Annotated in this window: 14 protein-coding genes; 8 read left to right on the forward strand and 6 right to left on the reverse strand. The window is 68.7% G+C overall.

Annotated features, from left to right (window positions below; all coding sequences use genetic code 11):
• Positions 1 to 37: 37 nt before the first annotated feature.
• From pssA to rimI, 3 genes are read left to right on the forward strand one after another with little or no spacing between them, the layout of a single operon-like run.
• Positions 38 to 814, forward strand: a complete 777-nt coding sequence (pssA, locus tag ACVOK1_RS06545; protein WP_079220566.1) for a CDP-diacylglycerol--serine O-phosphatidyltransferase — start codon at positions 38 to 40, stop codon at positions 812 to 814.
• Positions 815 to 867: 53 nt separating this feature from the next.
• Positions 868 to 1,317, forward strand: coding sequence for a hypothetical protein (locus ACVOK1_RS06550; protein WP_481561499.1), 450 nt, complete (start codon positions 868 to 870; stop codon positions 1,315 to 1,317).
• A complete protein-coding gene (gene rimI / locus ACVOK1_RS06555; RefSeq protein ID WP_481561491.1) occupies positions 1,314 to 1,811 on the forward strand; it encodes a ribosomal protein S18-alanine N-acetyltransferase in 498 nt (165 codons plus the stop codon). The genes ACVOK1_RS06550 and rimI overlap by 4 nt, the downstream gene beginning before the upstream one ends.
• A gap of 45 nt (positions 1,812 to 1,856) precedes the next feature.
• On the opposite strand, the gene ACVOK1_RS06560 is transcribed toward rimI, so the two are convergent.
• The 4 genes from ACVOK1_RS06560 to ACVOK1_RS06575 form a co-directional block, all read right to left on the reverse strand.
• Complete coding sequence (locus ACVOK1_RS06560; RefSeq protein ID WP_481561492.1) at positions 1,857 to 2,678, reverse strand: EamA family transporter; 822 nt, start codon at positions 2,676 to 2,678, stop codon at positions 1,857 to 1,859.
• 106 nt (positions 2,679 to 2,784) lie between these two features.
• Complete coding sequence (locus tag ACVOK1_RS06565; protein WP_481561493.1) at positions 2,785 to 5,613, reverse strand: valine--tRNA ligase; 2,829 nt, start codon at positions 5,611 to 5,613, stop codon at positions 2,785 to 2,787.
• Between the two features lie 72 nt (positions 5,614 to 5,685).
• The gene (locus ACVOK1_RS06570; RefSeq protein ID WP_108745936.1) at positions 5,686 to 6,111 is read right to left on the reverse strand and encodes a DNA polymerase III subunit chi; all 426 of its coding nucleotides are present in this window, start codon (positions 6,109 to 6,111) and stop codon (positions 5,686 to 5,688) included.
• 96 nt (positions 6,112 to 6,207) lie between these two features.
• Positions 6,208 to 7,686 carry a leucyl aminopeptidase gene (locus ACVOK1_RS06575; protein WP_481561494.1) on the reverse strand — a complete coding sequence of 493 codons (1,479 nt, stop codon included), beginning with the start codon at positions 7,684 to 7,686 and terminating at the stop codon, positions 6,208 to 6,210.
• 104 nt (positions 7,687 to 7,790) lie between these two features.
• Between ACVOK1_RS06575 and lptF the strand changes: the two genes are divergently transcribed.
• The 3 genes from lptF to ACVOK1_RS06590 all read left to right on the forward strand — a co-directional run bounded on the left by lptF (position 7,791) and on the right by ACVOK1_RS06590 (position 10,906).
• Positions 7,791 to 8,873 carry an LPS export ABC transporter permease LptF gene (gene lptF / locus ACVOK1_RS06580; RefSeq protein ID WP_108767670.1) on the forward strand — a complete coding sequence of 361 codons (1,083 nt, stop codon included), beginning with the start codon at positions 7,791 to 7,793 and terminating at the stop codon, positions 8,871 to 8,873.
• On the forward strand, positions 8,870 to 9,970 hold the full coding sequence (gene lptG / locus ACVOK1_RS06585) for an LPS export ABC transporter permease LptG (protein ID WP_108767671.1): 1,101 nt from the start codon (positions 8,870 to 8,872) through the stop codon (positions 9,968 to 9,970). Before lptF ends, lptG begins: the two co-directional genes overlap by 4 nt.
• 78 nt (positions 9,971 to 10,048) lie before the next feature.
• Positions 10,049 to 10,906 carry a hypothetical protein gene (locus tag ACVOK1_RS06590; protein ID WP_481561495.1) on the forward strand — a complete coding sequence of 286 codons (858 nt, stop codon included), beginning with the start codon at positions 10,049 to 10,051 and terminating at the stop codon, positions 10,904 to 10,906.
• Positions 10,907 to 10,942: 36 nt separating this feature from the next.
• On the opposite strand, the gene ACVOK1_RS06595 is transcribed toward ACVOK1_RS06590, so the two are convergent.
• Positions 10,943 to 11,434 (reverse strand): RDD family protein, encoded by a 492-nt coding sequence (locus ACVOK1_RS06595; RefSeq protein WP_481561496.1) that lies wholly within the window; start codon positions 11,432 to 11,434, stop codon positions 10,943 to 10,945.
• 56 nt (positions 11,435 to 11,490) lie between these two features.
• Here ACVOK1_RS06595 and xerD point away from each other — a divergent pair, with 56 nt between their 5' ends.
• Together xerD and ACVOK1_RS06605 are read left to right on the forward strand one after the other, a co-directional pair.
• Positions 11,491 to 12,468 carry a site-specific tyrosine recombinase XerD gene (gene xerD / locus ACVOK1_RS06600; RefSeq protein ID WP_200751796.1) on the forward strand — a complete coding sequence of 326 codons (978 nt, stop codon included), beginning with the start codon at positions 11,491 to 11,493 and terminating at the stop codon, positions 12,466 to 12,468.
• Between the two features lie 98 nt (positions 12,469 to 12,566).
• Positions 12,567 to 13,361 carry a DsbC family protein gene (locus ACVOK1_RS06605; protein ID WP_481561497.1) on the forward strand — a complete coding sequence of 265 codons (795 nt, stop codon included), beginning with the start codon at positions 12,567 to 12,569 and terminating at the stop codon, positions 13,359 to 13,361.
• A gap of 122 nt (positions 13,362 to 13,483) precedes the next feature.
• On the opposite strand, the gene ACVOK1_RS06610 is transcribed toward ACVOK1_RS06605, so the two are convergent.
• The gene (locus ACVOK1_RS06610; protein ID WP_481561498.1) at positions 13,484 to 15,598 is read right to left on the reverse strand and encodes a glycosyl hydrolase family 18 protein; all 2,115 of its coding nucleotides are present in this window, start codon (positions 15,596 to 15,598) and stop codon (positions 13,484 to 13,486) included.
• Positions 15,599 to 16,301: the final 703 nt, after the last annotated feature.

The raw sequence follows: 16,301 nt of genomic DNA on the forward strand, positions 1-16,301 counted from the left end.
GCCGCCGACGGCTGGCAAGTCGATTAAACTGGATTCCATGGACCCGATCACACCGCCGCCGCGCTCGCGCACGATTTACCTGCTGCCCAACCTGTTCACCACCGCCGGCCTGTTTTCCGGCTTCTACGCGATCATCGCGGCGGCCAATGGCGATTTCGTCAATGCCAGCATCGCCGTGTTCGTGGCAGCGGTGATGGATGGCCTGGACGGTCGCGTCGCGCGCCTGACCGGCACCAGCAGCGAGTTCGGCGTGCAGTACGACTCGTTGGCCGACCTGGTCAGCTTCGGCATGGCCCCGGCGCTGGTGATGTACCACTGGTCGCTGTCGGAGCTGAAGTACGACGGCGAACTGCTCGGCCGTCTCGGCTGGGCGGTGGCCTTCCTGTATGCCGCCTGCGCGGCACTGCGCCTGGCCCGCTTCAACACCCAGGTGGCAGTGGTCGACAAGCGCTGGTTCGTCGGCCTGGCCAGCCCGGCCGCGGCCGGCCTGATGATGTCCTTCGTCTGGGCCTTCGCCGATGGCAGCCTGGGCTGGAATGGCAACGAGCTGCGCTTCGTCGCGCTGGCCGTCACCGTGGTCGCGGCCCTGCTGATGGTCAGCCGCATCCGCTTCTGGAGCTTCAAGGGCGGTGCTGCCAAGGGCACCCGGTCCGACCGTGTGCCGTTCCTGGTGCTGGCGCTGGTGCCGATCGCCATCGCCATCGCGGTCATCGACCTGCCGCGCGTGCTGTTCGTGGTGGGCATCCTCTACGCGCTGTCCGGCCCGGTGATGTGGGCCCTGCAGCGCCTGCGCAAGAAGCCCGAGGCGGCGTGAGCAAGGACCTGCCCGTGTTGTGGTCCCCGGCCCAGCAGGCCTGGCTGCAGGCCATGGGCTACACCGTCTTCCACGATGGCCAGCTGGCCGCCGAGCTGGACGCGGCCCTGCAGCTGAGCGTGGCCGAGGCCGAAGCCGCGGCCGCACCGGTGCGCAGTGAAGCGCCACGGCAGCCGCAACGCCAGGCCGATGCGCCGACCGAACGCGCACCGGCCCCGTACGAACGCCCGGCACCGCCCGTTCGCACCACCCCGGTGGCGGCGCCGGATACGGCGCCGGCCGCATCGCGGCCGCTGCCCGGCGGCAACGCCCGGCAGCCGTCGGTACGCCTGCCTGACCGCCTGCAGATCGCGCTGCTGCGCGCATCGGGCTGCAACCCGAATGACCCGGCCACGCAGGCCCTGATGGACAGCTGGCCGCTGGAACAGCTGCGCCGCGATCCGAAGGCAAAGCGCGCGCTGTGGCCGCAGCTGCGCGCGCTGCGCAAGCGGGGCGCGCCGTGAGTGCGGTCGCCCGGCCGGGCCCGGTGTCGATGCGCGCCCTGCGCGAAAGCGACCTCAATGCGGTGATGGCCATCGAAGTGCGTGGCTATCCCTACCCCTGGACCCGCGGCATCTTCCTGGACTGCCTGCGCGCCGGCTACCCCGGCCTGGCCGTGGAACGCGACGGCCTGCTGATCGGCTACGGCGTGCTGAGCCTGGCCGCCGATGAAGCCCACGTGCTCAACATCTGCATCGATCCGCTGGAGCAGTCGCATGGCCTCGGCCGGCAGCTGATGCGCGCACTGGTGCGCCTGGCCGGTGACCGTGGCGCGCAGCGCGTTTTCCTGGAAGTGCGGCCGTCCAATACCCCGGCGCTGGCGCTGTACCACAGCGAAGGGTTCAACGAGATCGGCCGCCGCCCGCGCTATTACCCGGCCGCCAACGGTCGTGAGGATGCGCTGGTGATGGCGATCGAGCTGGTCAACGACGACCTGCAGACGATGCCGCCGCTGTAACGGAGAGGGATTGCCGGCCAGCGGCCGGCACTACCGATGGGTGGTTTACGCCATCCGCAGCGCCAGCACGCCAGCCACGATCAAGCCCGCCGCCAGCCAGCGCACCCGTGGCACGCGCTCGCGCAGCACGAACACCGAGATCAGCAGCGCGAACAGGATCGACGATTCGCGCAGTGCCGACACCATCGCCACCGGCACCTGGGTCATCGCCCACAGCGCCATCGCATAGGACGCGGTGGTGCCGACACCACCGGCCAGGCCCAGCGGCCAATGCTGGCGCGCGTAGGCCAGCACTGCGCCACGTCGGGTGTACAGCGCCCATGCCGGCAGCGGCAGGCCTGACAGCAGGAACAGCCACAGCGTGTAGGCCAGCGCGCTGCCGGACTGGCGTGCGCCCTGTGCATCGACCAGCGTGTAGGTGGCGATCATCAACGCCGTCAGCAGTGGCTGGCCGAGCTGGCCGCGACGTGCGCCCAGCGCCATGCACAGGATGCCGGTGCTGACCAGGACCACGCCCAGCCACGCCGCTGGCGGCAACGACTGGCCGAACAGGCTGCCGGCCAATGCGACCAGGATCGGCGCGCAACCGCGCATCAGCGGGTAGGCCAGGCTCATGTCCACCTGCTGGTAGCAGCGTGCGACCAGGCCGTAATAGGTCACCTGCAGCAGCACCGACGCCGCCAGCCACGGCCAGCTGTCCGCCGCGGGCATGGGCAGGAAGGGCAGGGCGGCAGCTGAGAGCAGCGCGGCGCTGCCGGTCACCAGCACCGTGCCGAGAAATTTATCCGGCCCGCGTTTGACGATCGCGTTCCAGCTGGCATGCAGGGCAGCAGCGGCCAGGACCAGCAGGAAGAGGGAAAGCGGCATCACCCGATGATGCCATGTGGCAGAAATGGAAACGCCGGGCAATGCCCGGCGTTTCCATTTCCGCGTTGGTAGATGCCAACCTTGGTTGGCACCCGGACCGCAGGCGTTACAGCTTCGCGCGCTGTTCCTGCAGGCCGGCCAGCTGGGTGTTCCAGTCGACCAGGCGCACGCGCTCCTGCTCGACCACGGCCGGCGGCACCTTGTCGGTGAACTTGGCCAGCTTGGCCTCGCTCTTTTCCTTCTCGCTTTCCACGCGCTTGATTTCCTTGTCCAGGCGCGCGCGCTCGGCGTCGAGATCGACCAGGCCTTCCAGCGGCACCAGCAGCTTCAGCTCGCCCACGATCGCGGCGGCGGCCGGCGGCGCGCTTTCGCCTTCGCCCAACCACTGGATGCTGTCCAGCTTCAGCAGGAACGACAGCGAGGCGCTGAAGCGTTCGATGCGCACGCGGTCCAGCTCCAGTCCGGCCTGCAGGCGCAGCGGCACCAGCTTGGACGGGGCCACGTTCAGTTCACTGCGCACGCGGCGCACGGCACTGATCACGGCCTTCAGCCATTCCACGTCGGCCTCGGCCTGGGCGAAATCACCGGCGAATTCGTCGGCGGTCGGGTACGAGCGCAGCGACAGCGTGGTTTCGGCCAGGCCCAGGCGGGGGGCCAGCTGCTGCCACAGCTGTTCGGTGATGAACGGGGTGAGCGGGTGCAGCAGGCGCAGCAGCGCTTCCAGCACGTACAGCAGGGTGTGGCGGGTGCTGTCGGCGTCGGCGGCGTCGCCACCGTTCAGTGCCGGCTTGCTCAGTTCCAGGAACCAGTCGCAGAACTCGTTCCAGGCGAACTCATACAGGCACTGCGCCAGCAGGTCGAAGCGGTAGTTGGCGTAGTGACCCTGCGCCTCGGCGGAGACCGCGGCCAGGCGCGCCAGGATCCAGCGCTCGGCATCGGTGCGCGGCTGCGGCACGCCGTTGAACGCGGCACCCTCGGTGTTCATCAGGGTGAAGCGGCTGGCGTTCCACAGCTTGTTGCAGAAGTTCTTGTAACCCTCGGCGCGGTTCATGTCGAACTTGATGTCGCGGCCGTGGGTGGCCAGCGCGGCGATGGTGAAGCGCAGCGCATCGGCACCGTGGGCGGCGATGCCGTCCGGGAAGTCCTTGCGGGTGCGGCGCTCGATCTTCTCCGCGGCCTTGGGCTGCATCAGGCCGCTGGTGCGCTTGGCAACCAGGTCGTCGATGCTGATGCCGTCGATGATGTCCAGCGGGTCAAGCACGTTGCCCTTGGACTTGGACATCTTCTGGCCTTCGCTGTCGCGGATCAGGCCGGTGAAGTAGACGTCCTTGAACGGGATCTTCCCGGTCAGGTTGTCGGTGGCCATGATCATGCGCGCCACCCAGAAGAAGATGATGTCGAAGCCGGTGACCAGCACCGACGACGGCAGGTAGCGGTCGAAGCCACGCTCGGCCATGGCCTGCGCGTTCGGCCAGCCCAGGGTGGAGAACGGCCAGATCTGCGAGGAGAACCAGGTTTCCAGCACGTCGCTTTCCTGGCTCAGCACCACGTCGCTGCCCAGATTGTTCTTCGCGCGCACTTCGTCTTCGCTGCGGCCGACGTAGCAGCTGCCGGTGGCGGCATCGAACCAGGCCGGAATGCGGTGGCCCCACCACAGCTGGCGGCTGATGCACCAGTCCTGGATGTTGTTCATCCAGTGGCGGTAGGTGTTGATCCAGTTCGGCGGCACGAAGGCGATGCTGCCGTTCTCGACCAGCTCCAGGCCACGACGCGCCAGCTCGTCCATCTTCACGAACCACTGGTCGGTCAGGTAGGGCTCGATCACCTGGCCGGTGCGGTCGCCGCGCGGCACCTGCAGCTTGTGCGCCTTGGTCTCGACCAGGATGCCCAGGTCTTCCAGTTCGCCCAGCACGGCCTTGCGCGCTTCGTAGCGGTCCATGCCCTGGAAGCGTTCGGGCGCGTTTTCATTCAGCACCGCCACCGGGGTGAACAGGTTGATCATCGGCAGGCTGTGGCGCACGCCCACCTGGTAATCGTTGAAATCGTGCGCCGGGGTGACCTTGACCACGCCGGTACCGAACGCGCGGTCGACATAGTCGTCGGCGATCACCGGCACGCGGCGGCCGGTCAGCGGCAGCACCACGCTCCGGCCGATCAGGTGCGCATAGCGCTCGTCTTCCGGGTGCACCATCACCGCGGTATCGCCCAGCAGGGTTTCCGGGCGGGTGGTGGCCACGACCAGGTAATCGCGGGTTTCGCGCAGGGTTTCCACGCCGTCGGCATCGCGCTCGACGTGCTCGTAGCTCAGGCCTTCGTCCAGCGTGTAGGCGATCGACCACAGGAAACCGTCTTCCTCGGCGCTCTCCACTTCCAGGTCCGAGATCGCCGTCTTCAGCACCGGATCCCAGTTGACCAGGCGCTGGCCGCGGTAGATCAGGCCCTGTTCGTGCCAGCGCACGAAGGCCTCGATCACCGCTTCGGACGGCTGCGGGTCCATGGTGAAGGTGCTGCGCGACCAGTCGGCCGAGGTGCCCAGGCGGCGCATCTGCCGCTCGATGATGTCACCGGACTGCTGCTTCCACTCCCACACCTTGCCGATGAAGCCTTCGCGGCCCAGCGAATCGCGGGTCTCGCCCTTGCCTTCCAGCGCGAGGTTGCGGCTGACCACCATTTCGGTGGCGATGCCGGCATGGTCGGTACCCACCTGCCACAGCGTGTCGTAGCCGCGCATGCGGTGGTAGCGCACCAGCGCATCCATCAGGGTCTGCTGGAAGGCATGGCCCATGTGCAGGGTGCCGGTCACGTTCGGCGGCGGCAGCAGGATGGTGTAGGGCTCGCCCTTGCCGGACGGCTTGAAGTGGCCGGCGTCCTCCCAGGTCTTGTAGAGGTCGGTCTCGAAGGACTTCGGGTCGTAGCTGGAGGCGAGTTGGGTCATGCGGGGGAACCAGGAGGTAATCGTTGAAGGATCAGGGCAGCGGGGCGGCCCATCAAGGGGGCCACGCCGCGCTCACATGTCGTGCTTGTTCAGGTCGTAGCCGGCGGTCTTGTACTGGCGCCAGCGTTCGCGCAGCGGTTCGCGCGCTTCCGGGTCGGCCGGCACCACTTCCAGCACGCGCTCGCACTGGCCCAGCCAGGGTTCGTCGCGCAGGTTGATGACCAGCGGGCGCATCGGCGCCTCGTCCCCGGGGATGGAAATCAGCACCACGGCCTCTTCCTCGTCCACGTCCTCGCCGACGATCTGGTGCGGGATGTAGGCATCCTCGTCGAACGACCAGAGCAGTTCGTCCAGCTCTTCGGCCTGGGCCTGGTCGCGGGCCAGCACCAGGGCGGGCAGCCCGGCATCGTTGGCCTTGCGCGCCAGTTCGCAGACCAGGCGCAGCGGCTCGGTCAGGAAACGGGGCTTGGCGATCAGGTAGAAATCAGCGCGGGGCATGGTAGGGTCCGGGTCGGGCAGGGGCCCGGCATGCCGGGCGGGGGCAGGCCGGAGGATGCCCCGGCCGGCGGGCGCCGGCCAGGGGCAGGTACGGCATCAGGCGCGGGCGACCTGGTCCAGCAGCCACTGGCTCAGCAGGCCGACCGGGCGGCCGGTGGCCATGCCACGCTTGCCTTCATCGCTGGCCACGCCGGCGATGTCCAGGTGGGCCCAGCGCTGGCCTTCGGCGAAGCGCGACAGGAAGCAACCGGCGGTGATGGCGCCGGCCCAGCGGCCGCCGATGTTGTAGACGTCGGCGAAGCTCGAATCCAGCATCGGCTGGTACTCATCCCACAGCGGCAGGCGCCAGGCGCGGTCGAACACGTGCTCGCCGGCGGCCAGCAGCTCGTTGGCCAGGTCGTCGTGCTTGCTCATCAGGCCGGCGGTCTGGTGGCCCAGGGCGACCAGGCAGGCGCCGGTCAGGGTGGCCACGTCGACCAGCGCGGCCGGCTCGAAGCGCTGCGCGTAGGTCAGCGCGTCGCACAGGATCAGGCGGCCTTCGGCGTCGGTGTTGCCGACTTCGATGGTCTTGCCCGACATCGAGGTGATGACGTCGGAGGGGCGGTAGGCGTTGCCGTCGATGGCGTTTTCCACCGCCGGCACGACCACCACCAGGTTCAGCGGCAGCTTGGCCTTCACGGCAGCGACGAAGGTGCCGATGACGTTGGCGCCACCGCACATGTCGTACTTCATCTCCTCGATGCCGCCCTGGGTCTTCAGGTTGACGCCACCGGTATCGAAGGTGATGCCCTTGCCGACCAGCACGTACGGCTTGGCGTCGCCGCCACCGGTCCACTTCAGCACGACCAGGCGCGGGCGGTTGGCCGAACCACGGGCCACGGCCAGCAGCGAGCCCATGCCCAGCGCTTCCATCTGGTGCTCGTCGAGGATCTCGGCTTCGGCGCCGTCGTGCTCGCCGGCGAACTTCACGCCCACTTCAGCCAGGTAGGCCGGGGTGCAGTAGTTCGGCGGCAGGTTGCCCAGCTCGCGGGCGAACTCGACACCGGCAGCGATGGCCTGGCCCTGGGCCAGGGCCTGGGCGTCGTCACCGGCGATGGCCAGCTGGGCCAGGCCGGCGTCATCGGCCTTCTTCTTGCCCAGGGTGGCGGTGTAGCGGTAGGCGGCGTGGTCGGCGGCGATCACCGCCTGGCGGATCGCCCAGGCCGCGTCGCGGTCCTTCACGGCCACTTCGGACAGGGTGAACAGCGCGCTGCGGGCGGCGCCGGCCTTGAGCGCGCGCACGGCGTCGCCGACGGCCTTCAGGTACTGCGGCACGCCGAAACGGGCGGCTTCGCCGAGGCCGACCACCAGCACGCGCGGGGCGCTGACGCCCGGCAGGTCATGCAGCAGGGTGGTGGCGCCGGTCTTGCCGGACAGGTCGCCGCGCTGGGCCAGGGCGGCCAGGCGGCCACCGCTGGCGGCGTCCAGGGCCTGGGCGGCCGGCGTCAGGGAGTGGTCGGCATAGGCGCCGACGACCAGGCAGTCGACGCCGGCGGCGGCCGGCGCGAGGTGGTTCAGGGTGAATTCGAGGGCCATTGAGCAGATTCCATTGGCGAGTCCGTACAATCGCAGGCCGTTTACGCCCAGACAGTAGACTGGGCGGCACCGCGAACGAACCCCAGAGTTTAAACCACCGCCCCATGCTGAAGCTCGACCGATACCTGCTGGGCGATTTCGTCCAGAGTTTCCTGGCTACCCTGATCGTCCTGCTGGTGGTCAGCGTGGGCGGCGTGCTGGTGGACATCCTCGGCAACATCGCCGACGGACGGCTGCCGGCCAAGCTGCTGTTCTCGCAGCTGGGCCTGCAGTTCATCGCCTACATGCCGCTGATCCTGCCACTGGCACTGATGCTGGGCCTGCTGCTGTCCATCGCCCGCCTGTACCGCGATTCGGAAATGGCGGTCATCACCGCCATTGGCGTGGGGCCCAAGCGCCTGCTGCGGCCGCTGCTGATGCTGGTGGTGCCGGTGGTGCTGCTGGTCGGCGCCTGCTCGCTGTGGCTGGGCCCCTGGGCCGGCCGCACCGCCGAGCAGATGATCCAGGACGCCAACCGCAGCGTGCTGATGGCCGGGCTGGAGCCGGGCCGCTTCACCCCGCTGCCCAATGGCGGGGTGGTCTACCTGTCCTCGATTTCGCCCGATGGCACGAAGCTGGGCCGCGTGTTCCTGCAGCGGCAGAAGGATGACCGCCTGGAGGTGGTGTCCGCCGCCGGCGGCCGCATGTTCTTCGAGGGCAAGCAGCAGCGCTTCCTGGAGCTGGATGACGGCCACCAGGTGGAGGGCCCGCTGGCCGGCGCGCTGGATTACCGCCTGGCGACCTTCGCCCGCAATGATGTGGCTCTGCCCGACGGCGCCCAGGCCAAGGAGGAGGATGACCCCGAGCTGATGCCGACCCTGCAGCTGCTGGGTGACGACCGCGCCGAGGCCAAGGCCCAGCTGCACCGCCGCGTCGCCCCGCCGCTGATCGCCCTGGCCTTCGCCCTGCTGACCGTGCCGCTGGGCCGCAGCTCGCCGCGCCAGCAGCGCTATGGCCGGATGATGCTGGCCCTGCTGGCCTACATGGTCGGCACCAACCTGATGTTCATCGGCAGTGGCTGGATCGCCAACGGCAGGATTCCGCCTGCCGTCGGCCTGTGGTGGCTGACCCTGCCGCTGCTCGGCTTCGCGCTGTGGATGTATTTCCGCGATGGCCGCCTGGCGCGCCCGAAGGGAGCCCGCGCATGAAGCTGCGACCGATGCGTTTCGATTTCTACCTGGGCCGTGCGGTGTTCACCACCGTGCTGCTCACCTGGGCGGTGTTGACCGGCCTGGACGTGGTGATGGCCTTCTCCGGTGAGTTCAAGGACATCGGCAAGAACGGCTATTCGCTGGGCCATGCCGCGGCCTGGGTGCTGTACACCGTGCCGCGCCGGGCCTACACCTTCTTCCCGACCGCCGCGGTGATCGGCGCGCTGATGGGCCTGGGCCAGCTGGCCGCCACCTCCGAGCTGACCGCGCTGCGCGCGCTGGGCCTGTCGCGCAAGCGCCTCAGTGTGTCGGTGGCGATCGCACTGTCGCTGCTCACCGGTGTGATGGTGATCAGTGCCGAGACTCTCGGGCCGTGGGGCCAGAACCGCGCCGATGCGCTGAAGATGAGCGCCAAGTGGGGCACCGATGTGACCACGGCCCGTTATTCGGGACTGTGGGCACGCGAGGGTGACACCTTCCTCAACGCCGCCAGCGGCGAAGAGCAGCTGGTCGGTGACAAGGGAACGCGGCTGATCCTGCGTGACGTGCGCCTGTACCGCATCGCCGAGGACGGCAACATCGCCTCGCTGACCCACGCCGCCACTGCCGAGCATGACAGGGACGGCTGGGTGCTGACGGGGGTCAAGCGTGACACCTTCGCCGAGCGTGGCGCGACCCGCGAGGAAGCCGCACGCGAGCCCTGGGATTCCAAGCTGGATGCCGGCGCGCTGGCGACCGGCATCGCCAAGCCGCGCAACCTGAAGTTGAGCGAGTTGAGCACCAGCATCGAATACCGCGAGCGCAACGGCCTGGATGCCCGCGATTTCGAGGATATCTACTGGAGCCGCTGGTTCTACCCGTTGAACGTGCTGGCGCTGTGCCTGGCCGCCGTGCCGTTCGCGTTCGGTTCGCTGCGCAGCGGCGGCATGGGCAAGCGCCTGTTCCTGGGCATCCTGTTCGCGCTGGGCTTCTGGCTGCTGCAGCTGTTCTTCGGGCGCATGGCCGGTGCGCTGAAATTCGATTACCGCATTGCCTACGCGTTGCCGCCCATCGTCATGCTGGCGGTGTCCGGCTGGCTGTTCCGGCGCAGGTAGCAGCGCCGGTCTTCATCGCGCGGGCGCATGCGGCGCCCGCACGCTTTACCCCAAGGATGAATACTTTCAAGGATGAACATGCTCTTCAAACGCCTGCTTCCTGCTGTTGCCGCCCTGTTCCTGCTGGCCGGCTGCAGCCGCTCGGTCGACTTCGAGATCGACAACCCCACCGATGAGCCGGTGACCCTGTCGATCGACGCGCAGCCGCATCTGATTCCGCCGCACACCGCGGTGCCCATCAGCCTGGAGCCGGGCCAGTACCGCCTGCAGAGCAGCAAGATCGGCAGCGTGCGCATGGTGGTCTACGCCGGCGGCATCGGTGGCCTGATCAACCCGACGCTGAGCGAGTACGTGATCGTGACCGAGCAGTACGTCACCAGCAAAACCAATTCCGGTGGCCTGGTGTCCAAGGTCGAGTTGAATGACGTGGTGATCGACGGCCCGTACGTGAAGGTGACCGGCTTCTTCATTCCGCGCCGCTGGGATGTTGGCCTGCTGGGCGAGCTGCCGACCACGGTGGTGTCCAACAGCCCGGATACCTCGTCGGATTACCGCACCAAGCTCTTCAACGTGCCCGGCTTCTTCGAGTATCTGGAAGCGGAGGACGAACTGAAGGAAGCGTTTGGCCCGGATGGCTACCGGACGCCGGACACGACGGTCGAGTACACCGCGGCCACCCTGCCGGAACTGCCGGCCGCCTTCGAGGACAAGGGCAAGCCGATGCGCGAACTGTATGCGCAGTACCTGGCGGCCAGCGATGCCGGTGAGCAGAAGCGCCTGAAGAAGGCCAGCCTGAAGCTGTGGCAGGACTTCGGCGCGACCCGCGCGGCCTTGAACGGAAAGATCCCGGTCGCCGACGACGTCAAGGCGACGGCGTTCTCGTCGCAGTTCTTCGAGCTTTGGACACAGCCGGCGGTGATCCTGCCGGAAGGCTGATGGTGGGTAGCGCCGGGCCATGCCCGGCGGATTTTCTCAGCGCTTCGGCACCCGCACCACGTGGGTGCCGCTGGCGCGGTCGTGCCAGGTCAGGCGCTGCCGGTCCAGCCACGCCCACCAGAACCCCAGCCCACCCAGCAGCAGCGACAGCGTGGCCACCGCGAAGCGCAGCCACAGCTGGCGGCGCCGCAGCGGCGTGCCATCACGCGATTCCAGCTTCAGCCGCCACGGCCGCATGCCCAGGGTCTGCCCGCCGCGGCGCCAGCTGGCCGTGGCGTACCACCCGGTCACCGCCCAGCACACCGCCCACAGCAGCCACTGCCAGGCGCTGAAAGGCGCGATGTTCTCGCGCTGCGCATGGCCGCTGAAGGTATAGGCCAGGGTGAACAGCGTGCCGGCCAGCATCCACAGCGCCAATACCGGCAATGCGTCATAGACCATCGCCAGCACGCGCCACGGCAGCAGCGCACGCGGGCGGGGCGTTTCGGTGGCGGCCGCAGTGGCCACGTCGGGGGCAGGGCGGGACATGCGCCGAGCATACGCAAAGCTGGCCGCGCCCGCAGTGGCCCTCGTATCCTGCACGCATGGCCGTCATTTCCACCCCTGCCGAACGCCGCCAGCTGGTTACCCAGCTGCCGGAACTGCGCGCCGACGACAGCGTGCGCATCCAGCGCTTCCTCGATGCGATCTGGGCCGAGAACGGCCTGGCCCGCGCCACCCTGGACAGCTACCGGCGCGACCTGGAAGGGCTCGCGCGCTGGATGGATGGCCGCGAGGGCGGCCTGGCCGGCATCGAACGCCCGGGCCTGTTCGATTACCTGGCCTGGCGCACCCGCCATGGCTGGTCGCCGCGCAGCAACGCGCGCCTGCTGTCGGCGCTGCGCGCGTTCTTCGCCGATGGGGTGCGCCGCGGCGAGCGCAGCGAAGACCCCAGCGCGCTGCTGGACCCGCCCAAGCTGCCCCGGCTGCTGCCCAAGGCGCTGGCCGAAAGCCAGATCGACGCGCTGCTGGCCGCGCCGGACATCGACAGCCCGCTGGGCCTGCGCGACCGCGCCATGCTGGAACTGATGTACGCCGCCGGCCTGCGCGTGAGCGAGCTGGTGCTGCTGCCGGCCACTGCGGTCAACCTGCGCCAGGGCGTGCTGCGGGTGACCGGCAAGGGCAGCAAGGAACGCCTGGTGCCGCTGGGCGAGGAATCGCAGCATTGGCTGGAACGCTACCTGCAGCAGTCTCGGCCGCAGCTGGTGGGCAAGGGCAAGGTGCACGCGCTGGCCGATGGGCAGACGCCGTTGTTCATCGAGCCGAGCCTGCATGCGCTGACCCGGCAGGCGTTCTGGCACCTGGTCAAGCGTCATGCGCAGGTGGCCGGCATCGATCCGGCGCGGATCAGCCCGCACGGCCTGCGGCACAGCTTTGCCACCCACCTGTTGAACCGGGGCGCGGACCTGCGCGCGCTGCAGATGCTGCTGGGCCACAGTTCACTGTCCACGACCCAGATCTACACCCTGGTGGCGCGCGAACACCTGCAGAAGCTGCACGCGCGGCATCACCCGCGCGGCTGAACGGAGCGCGCGGCGCGTCACCCGGGGCGTGCGCGCGGGCGCGGCCCGTCACACGGGCCTGTGTCAGAATCCGGGGTCTGATTCCCAGCGGATTGCCCATGTTCCGATTTGCCATCGCTGCACTGTTCAGCGCGGTCAGCCTGACCGCCTGTGCCCAACCGGCTCCGCCCGCCGCCAAGGCCCCGGCGGCCGCGGCGGCCGCGGCCGCCAAGGCCAGCCCGGGCGCCAACGGCGCCTCCGAACAGACGGTGCGCGCCGCACTCGCCACGCTCATCCCCGGTTCCAAGGTGGATTACATCGGTTCGGCGCCGTTCCCCGGCTTCCGCGAAGTGCTGGTGTCCGGCCAGCTGCTGTACGTGTCCGACGACGGTCGCTACCTGTTCCAGTCGCAGCCCTACGACATCCAGGCCAAGGGCCCGGCCAACAGCGAGGGCCTGCTCGGCTACCGCCGCGACCTGCTGGCCAAGGCCAACCACGGTGACCGCATCGTGTTCGCCGCGCCCAATGCGAAGTACACCATCAGCGTGTTCACCGATATCGAGTGCGGTTACTGCCGCAAGCTGCACCAGGACATCGCCGAACTCAACCGCAACGGCATTTCCGTTGAATACCTCGCGTTCCCGCGCATGGGCCTGGGCAGCAAGGATTACGTCGACATGATCTCGGTCTGGTGCGCCGCCGACCGTCGCCAGGCACTTACCAACGCCAAGCGTGGCGGCAGCGTGCCGGCGAAGAACTGCACCAACCCGGTGGCCATGCAGTACGCGCTGGGCCAGCAGCTGGGCGTCAATGGCACGCCGGCGATCTTCGCGGCCGATGGCACCCAGCTGGGCGGCTATCTGCCGCCGGCGCAGCTGCGTGCGGCGCTGGAAAAGCTGACCGCAATGGGTTGACCGAAAGGCGGCGGGGGATGGCCGGTCGCTACGGTGGGTTGGGCGGTTAGGGCGGGGCAATGCCCGGCGGATGTTGAATCCATGGGGAAAGCCGGGGACGCGATGCGTCCCCGGCTTTTTCCTTATTTCAGGCCATCACTGACCGCCTTGGTCAGCGTGCCCTGCGCATCGTCACCACTGAACTCCCAGACAAACGCACCACCCAGGCCCTGCGTTTTCACGTAGCCCATCTTGCGGGTGATGTTGGCCGGGGTGTCGAAGCTCCACAGCGTGCTGCCGTTGTAGATCCAGGTGGCACCGGCGGTATTGTCGGTATAGCCCTGCCAGGCCAGATTCTTCAGCACCTTCCAGTCTTCGATGCCGGCCTCGTAGGTACCCGGTGCGGCGCCGCCGGCGGTCTGGTACATGCCGTTGTTGCCGCTGGCCACCCCGGTCCAGCCACGGCCGTAGTAGCCGATGCCCAGGTTGAGCTTGGCTGCGGGCACGCCGCGGCTGATGAAGGCCTCGATGGCGTCGTTGCTGTTGTACAGCTTCTGGTCGCCCGTGGACGGATCATCCGGCGAATCGAACAACGCCGACTGGTGATTGGTCTTCGCATCCCACGCGCCGTGGAAGTCGTACGTCATCACGTTGATGTAATCCAGGTACGGGTGGTACGCCGCCGGGTCGGTGACGCGGACCTTGTCGATGCCCGCACCCACGGCCACCGTCAGCAGCAGGCCCGGTCGCACCGCATCGAGCTGGCGGCGGAACTCGGCCATCAGCGCGGTGAAGTTGGCGTTGTCCTCCGGCTTGCCGCACTCGATGCCGCAGGCCACCGGGTATTCCCAGTCGATGTCGATGCCGTCGAACACACCCAGCGCCGCGCCGATACCACCGGCACCGTCGGTCACCGGCAGGTTGCCCTTGATGTAGGCATCGATGCAGGAGGCCACGAAGGCCTGGCGGTTTTCCGGGCGTGCCGCGCTGGAGAAGCCGCGTGACCAGGTCCAGCCGCCCAGCGAGATCAGCACCTTCAGGTTCGGGTACTTGGCCTTGAGCTGCTTGAGCTGGTTCCAGTTGCCGCGCAGCGGCTGGTCCCAGGTATCGGCGCCGCCGCTGACGCTCTCACCCGCGCCGAAGGCCTTGCTGTAATCGGCGAACGCATCGCCGCCGGCGCCGGTGTTGGGGTCCGAGGCCTGGGTGATGCCCACTTCGCAGCGGTTGTTGCGCACGTTGCCGAAGGCGTAGTTGATGTGGGTCAGGCGCGCGGCCGAGCCGCTGCTGTCGATGTTCTTCACCCGGTAGTTGCGGCCGTAGATGCCCCACTGGGTGAAGTAGCCGATGACCCGCTTGCCGGTGCCGCCACTGTCACCGGCCAGCGTGGTAGCGCTGATCTCGGTGCCCTGCGCCGAGGCGTTGCCGGCGTTGTCGCGGGCGCGTACGCGGTAGCGGTAGGTGGTCGAGGCGGTCAGGCCGCCATCGACGTAGCTGGCGCTGGACGGCGAGCCGACCAGGCTGCCGTTGCGGTACACGTCGTAGCCGGCCAGGCCGCTGCCGCCGGTGTTGTCGGTGGACGGGCTCCAGCTCAGCGCGATGCTGCTGGCGGTGCGGGTGCCCACGGCCAGCCCGCCGGGCACGCTGGGCGCGGTGGTATCGCCGCTGGCCGCGTTGACGGTGATGGTGATGGTGGGCGTGCTGGTGGTGGCGTTGTTGTTGTCGGTGGCCACCGCGCGCAGGGTGTGGCTGCCGGCGCTGGCGTTGGCCCAGCTGGCGCTGTAGGGCGCGCTGGTGTCGACCCCGATCGAGCTGCCATCGCGGAAGAACTCGACCTTGCTGACGCTGCCGTCCGGGTCGCTGGCCGTGGCGCTGACGGTGACCGTGCTGCCGGCGCTGAAGGTGGCGCCATTGGCCGGCGAGGTCAGGCTGACCACCGGCGGCTGGTTGGCGCCGCTGCCATCACAGGCGCCGAGGTTGGTGTAGTAGGGCGCCCCGGCCGGGTGGTCCGGCGGTGCGTTCCAGATGTCCTGGTTCGCCCGGTACAGGACCCCTCCCTTCTGCAGGGTGTCGCCGGCCCGGTAGATTTTGGCCTGGTCCCACTGCGCCACACCGGCACAGCTGGCGGCCTGGGCCAGGCCGGGCAGGGCGGCCGCCCCGGCGGCCAGGGCCAGCAGCCAGGCCAGGCGGCGCGGGCGGGGTGAGCGGGAGGAACGTTCGGCACTGCGTACATCGGCACTCTGCACAAGCTTGTCGTACATGGTGTGTCTCCGACTTCCGGTGGCGCGCGGGCCGGATGGCGCCGCGCGTGACGCAGGTCCGGACGTCGCCCGGGAGGGGGGCGACGGTGGGGGCGGACGGGGTACCTGGGTTACCGGGGAGAGAGTCCGGGGCCAGGTGGGGACAACGTTGTCATCAATTGCCCGGTCAATCCGTGAGCGAGTGCATGGTTCCGGCATTTCGGCGAAGAGCGGCGCTGGCGCGCGGTTGGCTGCCTTCGGCGGGGCCCCCTGTGGTCTGGGTTGTTCGGCCCAGCGCGTATTTGGGGGGGGGGCGGGGGGGGGGGGCGGCGGCGGGGACGCTGCAAGTACGTCATGTAAGCTCGTAGGCGCCATCCATGGCGCCTGCGCCCCTGCGCAACCCACCCGCCCGGCCACGGACAGGTTCCTGCGCGCGCCAGCCACGAAAGACAAAAGAAAAGATCAAAGGCAAACGCCGGTCGCTGCGCTCTGGATGCCTGACTTCCTGCTTTTGCTTTGTTTCCCTGTTGCCGGCCAGCGGCCGCGCGTCGCAGAACCAGGGTCAGAGCCCGTTGCCAGGCAACGGGATCCGACCCCGTGCCGTTCCGGCAGCTCGCGGGGAACTGTCAGGGGTGGGGCGGTGTGGGCTTGCAGGACCGCAGGCGCCATGGATGGCGCCTACGAGCCCCCATGGACGGGTTTACGGCGTGTCCTGCAAGCCCAC

This window comes from Stenotrophomonas sp. STEN087 (assembly GCF_056759115.1).

Bases quoted from the DNA above. Each gene is read 5' to 3' on its own strand.
- ACVOK1_RS06560 (WP_481561492.1), bottom strand. From the start codon at position 2,678: ATGCCGCTTTCCCTCTTCCTGCTGGTCCTGGCCGCTGCTGCCCTGCAT.
- lptF (WP_108767670.1), top strand. From the start codon at position 7,791: ATGCTGAAGCTCGACCGATACCTGCTGGGCGATTTCGTCCAGAGTTTC.
- ACVOK1_RS06595 (WP_481561496.1), bottom strand. From the start codon at position 11,434: ATGTCCCGCCCTGCCCCCGACGTGGCCACTGCGGCCGCCACCGAAACG.
- ACVOK1_RS06605 (WP_481561497.1), top strand. From the start codon at position 12,567: ATGTTCCGATTTGCCATCGCTGCACTGTTCAGCGCGGTCAGCCTGACC.
- xerD (WP_200751796.1), top strand. From the start codon at position 11,491: ATGGCCGTCATTTCCACCCCTGCCGAACGCCGCCAGCTGGTTACCCAG.
- ACVOK1_RS06575 (WP_481561494.1), bottom strand. From the start codon at position 7,686: ATGGCCCTCGAATTCACCCTGAACCACCTCGCGCCGGCCGCCGCCGGC.
- ACVOK1_RS06550 (WP_481561499.1), top strand. From the start codon at position 868: ATGGGCTACACCGTCTTCCACGATGGCCAGCTGGCCGCCGAGCTGGAC.
- ACVOK1_RS06570 (WP_108745936.1), bottom strand. From the start codon at position 6,111: ATGCCCCGCGCTGATTTCTACCTGATCGCCAAGCCCCGTTTCCTGACC.
- ACVOK1_RS06565 (WP_481561493.1), bottom strand. From the start codon at position 5,613: ATGACCCAACTCGCCTCCAGCTACGACCCGAAGTCCTTCGAGACCGAC.
- lptG (WP_108767671.1), top strand. From the start codon at position 8,870: ATGAAGCTGCGACCGATGCGTTTCGATTTCTACCTGGGCCGTGCGGTG.
- ACVOK1_RS06610 (WP_481561498.1), bottom strand. From the start codon at position 15,598: ATGTACGACAAGCTTGTGCAGAGTGCCGATGTACGCAGTGCCGAACGT.
- pssA (WP_079220566.1), top strand. From the start codon at position 38: ATGGACCCGATCACACCGCCGCCGCGCTCGCGCACGATTTACCTGCTG.
- ACVOK1_RS06590 (WP_481561495.1), top strand. From the start codon at position 10,049: ATGCTCTTCAAACGCCTGCTTCCTGCTGTTGCCGCCCTGTTCCTGCTG.